General features: G+C 45.3%; 6 protein-coding genes. 2 read left to right on the top strand and 4 right to left on the bottom strand.

The window, feature by feature from the left end; translation table 11 throughout:
- Nucleotides 1-648: 648 nt before the first annotated feature.
- Nucleotides 649-2,040 carry a methyltransferase RsmF C-terminal domain-like protein gene (locus E2R65_RS19280; RefSeq protein ID WP_134338126.1) on the top strand — a complete coding sequence of 464 codons (1,392 nt, stop codon included), beginning with the start codon at nucleotides 649-651 and terminating at the stop codon, nucleotides 2,038-2,040.
- 45 nt (nucleotides 2,041-2,085) lie between these two features.
- Here E2R65_RS19280 and E2R65_RS19275 read toward each other — a convergent pair whose 3' ends face one another.
- Together E2R65_RS19275 and E2R65_RS19270 are read right to left on the bottom strand one after the other, a co-directional pair.
- Nucleotides 2,086-4,350, bottom strand: coding sequence for a Tex family protein (locus E2R65_RS19275; protein WP_134338136.1), 2,265 nt, complete (start codon nucleotides 4,348-4,350; stop codon nucleotides 2,086-2,088).
- A 140-nt stretch (nucleotides 4,351-4,490) separates the two neighbouring features.
- A complete protein-coding gene (locus E2R65_RS19270; RefSeq protein WP_134338125.1) occupies nucleotides 4,491-6,950 on the bottom strand; it encodes a TonB-dependent receptor in 2,460 nt (819 codons plus the stop codon).
- Nucleotides 6,951-7,073: 123 nt separating this feature from the next.
- Between E2R65_RS19270 and E2R65_RS19265 the strand changes: the two genes are divergently transcribed.
- Nucleotides 7,074-7,733 carry a metal-dependent transcriptional regulator gene (locus E2R65_RS19265; RefSeq protein WP_134338124.1) on the top strand — a complete coding sequence of 220 codons (660 nt, stop codon included), beginning with the start codon at nucleotides 7,074-7,076 and terminating at the stop codon, nucleotides 7,731-7,733.
- Nucleotides 7,734-8,011: 278 nt separating this feature from the next.
- Here E2R65_RS19265 and E2R65_RS19260 read toward each other — a convergent pair whose 3' ends face one another.
- Both E2R65_RS19260 and E2R65_RS19255 read right to left on the bottom strand, forming a co-directional pair.
- Nucleotides 8,012-9,628: an ATP-dependent DNA ligase gene (locus E2R65_RS19260; RefSeq protein WP_134338123.1), complete on the bottom strand. Its 1,617-nt coding sequence runs from the start codon at nucleotides 9,626-9,628 to the stop codon at nucleotides 8,012-8,014.
- Nucleotides 9,625-10,728: a ligase-associated DNA damage response exonuclease gene (locus E2R65_RS19255; RefSeq protein ID WP_134338122.1), complete on the bottom strand. Its 1,104-nt coding sequence runs from the start codon at nucleotides 10,726-10,728 to the stop codon at nucleotides 9,625-9,627. The genes E2R65_RS19260 and E2R65_RS19255 overlap by 4 nt, the downstream gene beginning before the upstream one ends.
- Nucleotides 10,729-10,834 lie beyond the last annotated feature (106 nt).

The raw sequence follows: 10,834 nt of genomic DNA, 5'->3' as shown, positions 1-10,834 counted from the left end.
GTAAAAAAAAATATTCTCTTACATTATCCCAACTGAACTCGTCTTTAATGCTTAACTCCCGGTTAGTCTAAACCTCCCGCTGTTACGCTGCATAATTTATTCTCTATCTCTTTTAAGAACTTATCGCTTCACCATCTCGGCTCAGCTTTTATGTTTGAGTCATTGCGACTTTCAACTTTCAATCTGTATTCAAGAAATCATTGCGATCTCTTTGTTTTTTAATGCTTTGCTTCGTTGTGGAAGCGGCTGCAAAGGTGCGATTATTTTTAATTCGTGTCAAGTGTTATTTTCACTTTTTTTGAACTATTTTTCTTCGCTGTTTTTCAACTTAACAACCACAATTTCTTTCGTTGTTGCGGGCTGCAAAGGTGCAACTTATTTTCATTTGTTGCAAGTGAAAAATTCACTTATTTTTTACCTTTTTAATTGACTAACTATTTAAAAAACAACGCCCTTTTTATTTGAGCGGCCACAAATGTAAGTAGAAAACACCTATGCTTACAAGAAGTATTTTAAAAAATTTAAACCATTTTTGTAACTAACTGTAAATTAACATCAAATTCATAATAAAAACATGTGCCCGGTTGTTAATCCGCTCCCTTAGCCGCCTGTAACCGGCATCAGGTAGTATAATTAAGCCCATTAAAAATGCGTAAATTTGAATCAGATATGGATAATTATAATTTTCCGCCGCACTTTTTGGATGGTTTAAATACAGAGCCAGGCTTCGATAATACTGATTTTGTTAACGCACACATCCATCAGCCTACCCCAACATCTATCAGAATTAACCCTTTTAAACCGGCTGATATCAAAACCGACTCGCAAATACCCTGGTGTAACGAAGGTTTTTATTTAAACGAACGCCCCTCATTTACTTTCGACCCGCTTTTTCATGCCGGCGCATATTACGTGCAAGAGGCATCATCCATGTTTATCGGGCATATCTTAAATACCATCCGCCCAGATAAAGAAGATGCTATTAAGGTATTAGACCTTTGCGCGGCGCCCGGCGGTAAAACCACCCTGCTTAATTCGGCTTTAAACAGCAGCGATCTGCTGGTAGCAAACGAGATCATCAAAACACGTGTACCTATATTAAGTGATAACTTAAACAGATGGGGTACTACTAATACTATTGTAACCAATAACGATCCCAGAGATTTTAACAGTATTCATAGTTTTTTTGATGTGGTTTTGGTTGATGCCCCCTGCTCCGGTTCGGGCATGTTCCGTAAAGACCCGGCTGCCATGAATGAATGGAGCGAGGGCAATGTTAACCTGTGCCACCAAAGGCAGGAACGCATACTGGCTGATATTTACCCTGCATTAAAAGAAGATGGCTACCTTATATATAGTACCTGCAGTTATTCGCATCAGGAAAATGAAGATATACTGGATTGGCTTTGTAACGAGTTTGGTTTAGAGAGCATCCGCATACCTATTGATATGGGGTGGGGAATTGTAGAAACAGAATCGCCTATAAAAAAAGCCTGGGGGTATCGCTTCTATCCCGGCAAGGTTAAAGGCGAGGGATTATTTGCGGCTTGCCTGCGTAAAAAAGAAAGCAGCGGCGGCGTATCTAACTATAAAAACAACGGGCAGCAAAAATTACCAGCAAAAGAGATGGACCTGGTTAAACAATATCTGAATAATGCGGATAATTTTTACTTTTTTAAAGTGAACGAGGATTGGTTAGCCATTAACCGCGAGCATAAAGAAAGCCTAAATATTTTACACCGGCATCTTTACATCAAAAAATCGGGCGTACGGATTGGTAAACTGGCAGGCAATGACCTGATACCCGATCATGAACTTGCGTTAAGTTTAGTTATCAATAAAGATATGGTGCTAACTACCGAATTGACCAAAGAACAAGCCATACAATATCTGCGCCGCGACAATATAGATATTATGGTTACCGGCAAAGGCTGGAGTTTGATGACTTATGAAGGATTACCTTTGGGCTGGGCTAAACTACTACCCAATCGCATCAATAATTATTACCCAAAAGAGATCAGGATCATGAGCCAACATTAAAGCCCCCTTTACAGGAGGCTTTACGCAATATTTTATCTGAATATATTATTTAAACTTATTCTTTAACGCGGCCAGTTTGCTCATCATATCCATTTCCGGTTCGGGCTCGGGTTTTGGTTTTTGGGCAAATTGCTTTTGGACCGGCCTTTGCTCGCGTGGTTTGACTTGTGTGGCAGGTTCGCGCTTTTCGTTTTCCTTCATGCTCAGGGCGATGCGTTTACGATTTACGTCTACCTCGGTAACTGTAACTTCTACCTTTTGGTGTACTTTAAGCACCTCATTGGGGTCTTTGATGAAACGATTGGTGATCTGGCTTAGGTGCACCAAGCCATCCTGATGAACGCCGATATCTACAAAGGCGCCAAAATTGGTGATGTTGGTTACAATGCCGGGAAGTTTCATACCCACTTTTAAATCATTAATGGCATTAACACCCTCAGTAAAACTAAATGCCTCGAACTGTTCGCGCGGGTCGCGGCCCGGTTTGGCCAGCTCGGCCATAATATCATTCAGGGTAGGTAAGCCAACCGTATCAGATATATATTTTTGAAGCGATATAGATTTGCGCAGGTTGCTATCGCGCATCAGGTCCTGCACGCTGCATTTCAGGTCTTTAGCCATTTGCTCAACCAGCGTATAACGCTCCGGGTGTACCGAACTGCTATCCAAAGGATTTTCCGCCCCACGAATGCGCAGGAAACCTGCTGCCTGCTCGTAAGCCTTATCGCCCAAACGGGCAACCTTTTTAAGCTGGTCGCGGCGTTTAAAAGCGCCGTTTTGATTGCGATACTCCACAATGTTTTGCGCCAGTTGCGGGCCAAGGCCGGATACGTAGGCCAGGATCTGTTTAGATGCAGTGTTCAATTCTACGCCTACAGCATTTACACAGCTCATTACCGTATCATCCAGTGAGGTTTGCAGTTTGTTCTGGTCAACATCGTGCTGGTACTGGCCAACACCGATAGATTTTGGGTCGATCTTGACCAACTCGGCTAACGGATCCATTAAACGGCGACCAATAGAAACGGCTCCTCTCACAGTTATATCCTTATCCGGAAACTCCTCACGGGCAACATCAGATGCAGAATAAATAGATGCGCCGCTTTCGTTAACCATCACTATTACTACGCCCTGCAGGTTTAAGTTACGGATAAACAGTTCGGTTTCGCGGCCGGCAGTGCCATTACCGATGGCAATGGCTTCTATATGGTATCGCTCAAATAAATGCGTAACCGTTTTCTCCGCTTCTTTAGTCTGGCCTGCACCGGTATGCGGGTAAATAGCTGTGTTCTCCAATAGTTTGCCCTGCTCATCTAAACAAACCAATTTGCAGCCGGTTCGGAAACCCGGATCTATCGCCATCATGCGTTTTTGGCCAAGTGGGGCGCCTAATAATAGCTGGCGGGCGTTCTCTGCAAATACCCTAATTGCCTCATCATCAGCCTTTTTTTTGGTTAACAGGCGAATCTCTGTTTCCATTGATGGTTTAAGCAAACGCTTGTACCCATCGGCGATAGCCAGGCCAACCTGTGTGGCTGCAGCATTGCGCGAAGTAATAAACTCACGCTCTAACAGGGCGATAGCGTCCTCTTCTGTGGGTTTGATGTCAAGGTAAAGGATCTCTTCTTTTTCGCCGCGGCGCATGGCCAGGATACGATGTGATGGCGCCGACTTTACCGGCTCCGTCCATTCAAAATAATCTTTGTATTTGATGCCTTCCTCCTCTTTTCCGGGGGCAACGCGCGACTCAAAAACGCCTTTTTCCGTAAATAATTGACGCATTTTCGCCCTTGTTTCGGCATTTTCGCTAATATGCTCGGCAATAATATCGCGGGCACCGGCCAACGCTTCCTCTACCGTCTTTACACCCTTTTCGTCGTCTATAAATTTACCGGCTTCCAATTCCGGGTCGATACTTTTTTGGGCGAGTAAAAAATCGGCCAGTGGCTGCAAGCCTTTTTCGCGGGCTGCGGTGGCACGGGTTTTACGTTTGGGGCGATAAGGCAGGTAAATATCCTCCAACTGCACCATGGTCTCAGCGGCTTGGATCTGCTGTTCCAGTTCGGTGGTTAACTTGCCCAGATCTGTTAACGATTTCAGGATGGCTTCACGGCGCTTATCCAGATCGCGCAGTTGCAGTACACGGTCGCGAATGGCGGCTACCTGTACCTCGTCAAGACTGCCGGTAACTTCCTTGCGGTAACGGGATATGAACGGAACGGTTGCGCCCTCGTCTAACAAAGCAATGGCTGCGCTTACCTGCTTGCTGCCAACGGCAAGCTCCTGCGCTATTTTGATATGATGATTTATAGATTCCACAGATTACCTTTTTGATTACACCGATTATCGGGAGTGCGAAGTTGGCACTCTTTGGGGAGAAATCAAACGGATATTTTTCAACCATCTGTCAGGTAAGGTTTAACAACTTTTTAAAAGTTGTTAAACCTATTTTAAAATGGTACAATAATCTTTGCACTCAGATTCCGGCCGATATTATAGATACCGCTGCGGCCATTGGGCGATGCGTTGTAATACTCAAAATACTTTAAACGATTAAGGTTTGACTGGTAGGCCACATCAAACAAATTATCGGCCTGTAAAAATAATTCGCAGATGGTTTTGCCCGATCTGTGTTTCAGTGTGCTGCCAATGCCTGCGTTAATGAGTGTGTAGCCCGGTGTAGGTGTTTCGGTATCATTCAGGGCATAGTATTTATTTTGTGCCGAATAGGCATCTGCTTCTGCCCGGAAATATACTTTAGAAAAAACGCCGTAAGTACCCTGCAGCTTCAATTTTAATTCCGACCGGATATGCAGCGGCGGGATAAAGGGCAGGTACTTTGCGGCACCATTGCTTTGCCTTATCAGCTCCTCGTTCTGGTTAATACCCACTACATAGGCGGCACTGTTATTCAGCTCGAACCATTTTACGCTACGCGGATGCAGATTAAAAGAAAATTCGGCACCGTATAACCGCGCCTTTGATTGCTGGTACTGATAGGTAGTATTACCCGGCACCACAATAACCGGGTTGCCGCTGGCATCGTTTAAACGCGATTGATAGATATAGTTTTCTATCTGGTTGTTAAAAAACTCTGCTATAAAATCGGCATCCTTTAGGTAGGCTATAAAACCCAGATCTTCCTGCAAGCTAAATTCGGGGCTGAAATTACGGTTACCTAAATATACAATATGCGCACCCGGATCAAGGCCGTTGCTGCCGATCTCGGTAATGTTTGGTGCGCGGTAACCACGCGCTATATTGGCTTTTAACAATGCCCTGTCGCTAACATTATAAGTAAGCCCCAAACTACCGGATATACCATGATAAATATGCGTAAAGTTGGGGAACTGTAATTTAGCGCCGGCATCTGCTGCCGTTACCTTTTGCTCAAAGCCGTTGGCAGGGTTAGGGCCTACATAAAAATCATCCCAGCTGATGTGGCGCGTATCGTAACGGATACCGCCGGAAATATCTGCCTTGCCGATACTTTTTTTCACAAAAAAAAACCCGCCTACATCAAACAAATTATAATCGGGTATCGGGAAATCGGTAGCGGCTTTGCTGCGGTTGGTTTGGGCAATGCCATTCACCCCAAAAGAGGTTTCCCAGCCGTTAAACACCTGCGGGCTGTATCTAAAATCATAATTCAAGGTATTCAGCGTAACGTATAACCCTGCCTGATCGGGCTGTGTGGGGTGGTTATACTCGCGCCTTACGCTTTGCTGCCAGCCCAGCGCTGATGCAAAAACGCCCTCGCCCAGTTTAATTTCGGTTTTATTATAGATGCGATAATGCTGAATGTGCTGATGCAGCGGCGTAACCCCGTATGATGTTAGCCAATCCTGCGGTGCAATGGGGCGGTTTTTGATATCATCATTTGCGGCTTCGGCCACCTGCACGGTAAACTTGCGGGTAAGCGAATCGCGGCTACCGTCCGGAATTTCCTGTTTGTTATTATAGGTGGTAGCCGCAAACTGCGAAAAACCCCATTTTTTATCTACCCTGGCCATGCCGGATAAAATGTATTCCTGGAAAGCCGAGTTGTAAACGTATCCATCTACCTTGTTCTGATAATTATGCGCTGCCTTACCGGTTGCCCTAAAGGCATATTTCCAGTCGTTTTTTTTGTAAGATAAGCCGAGTGAGGATCCTATTAGCCCGTTATTGGTATGATAATCGGTAATTATATCGCCGTTCAGCTTACCATCCTGCCCATTGGGGATATAGGGGATCAGGTTAATCACTCCCGCCAGCGCATCAGACCCATAAGTTAAACTTGCCGGGCCTTTGATCACTTCCGCACGGGAGATACCATACTGATCTATCTCTATCCCGTGTTCATCACCCCATTGCTGTCCTTCCTGCCTTATGCCATCATACAAAGTTAATACCCGGTTATAACCCAGCCCTCTGATGAAGGGTTTAGAAATATTTGGACCTGTTGTAACCGCCGTAACACCGGGAACACCTTTTGTAATGGCATCTATAATATTATTATTAACATGCTGATCGATCTCTTTTTTACCCATTATCACTATAGGCACCGGGTTACTGCGCAATTCTGTAGCACGGGATACACCCGTAACCACTACTTCGTTCAGCTTCGAGCTGCCTTCCTTTAGTTCGGCATTCTGCGTTACCGGTACGCCGCCGGTAATAATTACCCTGATACGGTTTGTAAAATAACCCATACTGCTAAATACTGCCGTGTAATTGCCGGGGGTAATATTCTTTATTTCATAATAACCCTTATCATTTGTAGTGGTGCCGTATTGTGTGCCGTTAAGCGCCACTGTTGCATAGGCCAGCGGCGCATTATTAACCGTCACCGTTCCGTTTAGAGAGCTTTTTTGGGCTGATGCTGTTAGTGCTGAAATAATTAAAACAAATAGTAACAGATGACGCATAGAGATAAATTTGTACAAACATATATAAATAATTTAATTAACCAATTAAATAAAATTAGCCTTACCAAATTTTATTTACAACCTTAATTTTTTGTTTATGTTTGTGTATCCCAATAAAACAGTATGCACACACTATCAGAAGAGAACTATCTTAAATGCATTTATCGCCTTTGGCAGGATAAGGGGCAAAAAATAACCCCTACGGCCATTGCCGAATCTTTAGGGAACAACCCGGCATCCGTGGTGGATATGATCCGTAAGCTTACCGATAAACAACTGATAGCCTACGATAAAAAGAAAGGCGTGGAACTTACCGTACAAGGGCAAAAAGACGCTACGCTTATTGTGCGCCGCCACCGCCTTTGGGAAGTGTTTTTGTTAGAAAAACTGGGCTATCACTGGGACGAGATCCATGATATTGCCGAAGAACTGGAACATATTAAAGATGCCTCGCTGGCCGACAGGCTGGATAAATTTTTGGGATTCCCGGAGTACGACCCGCACGGCGACCCAATACCCAAAGCCAACGGCAAAATGGCCAAACGCTTCTCCACCACCCTGGCTGATGTTAAAACCGGGGGCAGTTGCCGCGTAGTAGCGGTGAAAGATACCACCAGTCAGTTTTTGCAATACCTGCAAAAACTGGATATCAACATCGGCACCAAAATTCAATTGATTGAAAAGATTCCGTTCGATAGCTCATTAGTGATCAGTATTAATGGCAACGAGCATAAAACGGTTTCGCAAAAGTTTGGGGAGAGCTTGCTGATAGACAATTCTTAACCCTGAAGAATGTTTCATTGCTGTCGCGAGTTAGCGTAGCGTAACTTGAGATACGTCATAAGGTAAGCTTTCTGCTTATTGCAGCTGAAAGCTGCAGCCATGCTGCATCACGGGCTGAAAGCCCGCGACAGCGAACAGCAAAGATGAAATTTATGATGCTGTCGCGAATTTAGCGTAGCGTAACTCGGGATACGGCATAAGGTAAGCTTTCAGCTTACGCAAGCAAAATGCTGCAACGATACTCCATCACGGGCTGAAAGCTCGCGACAGCAAAGATATTACTCCCCCAACAGATCTTTTAAACTTTCCAGCGTATCTGCTTCTTCTTTGGGTTTATCGTGGCGCCATCTAAGTATCCGGGGGAAACGCAGGGCTATGCCCGATTTATGGCGGGTAGATTTATTAATTCCTTCAAAGCCTATTTCAAAAACCAATTCGGGTTTTACGGTGCGTACCGGACCAAATTTTTCTAAGGTGTTGCGTTTGATAAAATAATCCACCTTGTTGATCTCGGCATCGGTAAGGCCGCTGTATGCTTTGGCAAATGGTACCAGCTTATCGCCATCCCAAACGGCAAAGGTATAATCGGTGTACAGGTCGGCACGGCGGCCATGGCCTTTTTGCGCGTAGATCATCACGGCATCTACAGATAGCGGGTCAATCTTCCACTTCCACCAATCACCCCGGCGGCGGCCAACCTGATAAGTGGCACTTTTACGTTTCAACATAATGCCTTCTGCTATCATGGCGCGGGATTGCTCCCTGATAGTTTCCAGTTCTTCCCAGGAATCAAATTTTATTAATGACGAGATGCGGAAAACTTCCGGAAATTCTATTGCAGCCTGCAGCTTTTCCAATATCGCTCTCCGTTCAGATTGGGTTTTATAGCGGATATCTTCGCCGGCATATTCCAGGCAATCATAAACAATGGTAGCCACCGGGCTATCGGTCAGGATTTTTTTGGAGAGATTTTTACGCCCGATGCGCGTTTGCAGCACACTGAACGACATGGGTAAATTATTCTGAAAGCTCAATATCTCGCCATCCAGCACGGTGCCATCCGGCAGGGCATTCAAAAAGGGATGCAGCTCGGGGAATTTTTCGGTAGCCAGGTCTTCGCCACGGCTCCAGATGAAGATCTGGCCGCCTCGTTTGATCATTTGCGCGCGGATACCGTCCCACTTCCATTCGGCCTGCCATTCGCCAGCTTCGCCCAATGCATTGCCTACATCTTCTGCCGATTTACGTTTTTCGGATGTTTCCTGAATAGGGTAAGCCAAAAAGAAAGGATAAGGCCTCGAAATGTTATCGGCCGCATTTTGCTCCTGGATGAGTTGCTCATATGTGTAATCCTCCGGCATCCAACTACCCATAATACGGTGGGTAAGCGCCGGGGCTTCAATTCCGGTAATATCGGCCAAAGCTTTTACCACCAGGTTATTAGAAACGCCTATACGGAAACTGCCCGTAAGCAGTTTATTAAATACAAACCGCTCCTGCCTGTCCAGCATCGCCCATGAATCTATCAGCCAAAGCTTACGTTCATCTTCGGTACGGGCGGCCTGGGCATTAATTTCCGCTATCCATTCAGTCAGGGTTTTACTGCTGTTGCCGGGGCTTTCGAGCATTAATAAGGACATGGTTTCGGCCAGATCACCCACCACATGGTAACTTTCCTCAAAAAGCCATGCCGGGATATTGGATGCCTCGATGGCCCAGTTACGGATCAGGGTAGAATTGATAGGCCGCTTTGGCCGCCTGCCCGTAAACAAGGCCAGCATGTGCATTTTATCGGTATCGGGCACATTGCTAAAATATTCCTTAAGTATTTTAACTTTTTCGTTGGTTTTGTTAGTCTCGTCTAAAGAGAGAAATAGTTGGGCAAAGGCTTTCATATAATACCCCCTTTTGTAGCCCCCTCTAAATCTCCCTCGTTAGGGGAGACTTCAGAAGGATTATCTTCCTGCTCTCTTTCCTTCGGAGAGGGCTGGGGAGAGGCATCATCCTCTTCCTCTCCACCATACAGCGTATGAACTTCGCGGGCATTAAAACCTATTTCGTTTAAATATCTTGTGAATGATGCCGTATAACCATGCGTTAAATAAACACATTCGCAGCCGGTGGCATCAATAGCGCTTACCAGGCCATTCCAGTCCGCATGGTCAGACATGATAAAACCCCTATCTGCAGCACGGCGGCGCTTGGCACCACGTATGGCCATCCAGCCGCTGCAATAACCAAAACTGTAAGGGCCAAACTTGCGCATCCACGGTGTACCTACCGATGATGGCGGAGCGATGATGATGCCTTTACGCACCTCTTCTTTTGATGATTCTGCCGTAATACGATGCGTAGGGTTCAATATCACGCCATTGCGGCGCAAGGCTTCGTTGGTATTTTCGATAACGCCGTGGGTATAAACTTTGCCGATATCCACATCGAGGTTTTGCAAGATGCGCTGTGCTTTGCCTAACGAGTAACCCACTATTACCGTAGCTACACCATTTTCTACATTGTGGCGCCACCAGTTATTTACTTCGGTAAAGATCTCGGCTTGGGGTTTCCAGGAGTAAACAGGCATCCCAAAAGTACACTCAGATATAAAATGGTGGCATTTAACCGGTTCAAATGGTGTAGAGATCCCGTCATCATCCGTTTTATAATCACCGGATACTACCCAAACAACGCCTTTATACTCCACCCTTATCTGAGCGGACCCAATTACATGCCCTGCCGGGAACATCGAGATCTGTACGCCGTTTTTAGTAACGATTTCACCGTACTCAATAGTGCGCAGGTTGATATCGCCCAACCGGTAAAGCATTACCTCGCGCGATAGGTGGTGCGCCAGATAGTTTTTATGACCAAAATAAGCATGATCGGCGTGGGCGTGGGTAATTACGGCATCGTCTACAGGCTTCCAGGGGTCGATATAAAACTTACCCTGTTCGCAATAAATACCCCTGTCTGTAAATTCCAAAAGTGGTTTAGCCATGGTTATACTAATAACCTATGGCCATGCAATTAGTTTGACTTACCACATTATGCAAGAAATTTCCGGTAAAAAAAAGATAGACACGAAGCCAAAAAAACACACACAA

This window comes from Mucilaginibacter phyllosphaerae (assembly GCF_004378255.1).
GTDB lineage: Bacteria > Bacteroidota > Bacteroidia > Sphingobacteriales > Sphingobacteriaceae > Mucilaginibacter > Mucilaginibacter phyllosphaerae.
The sequence above is the reverse complement of the archived record's forward strand: the minus strand, read 5'-3'. Positions and strand labels throughout refer to the sequence as shown.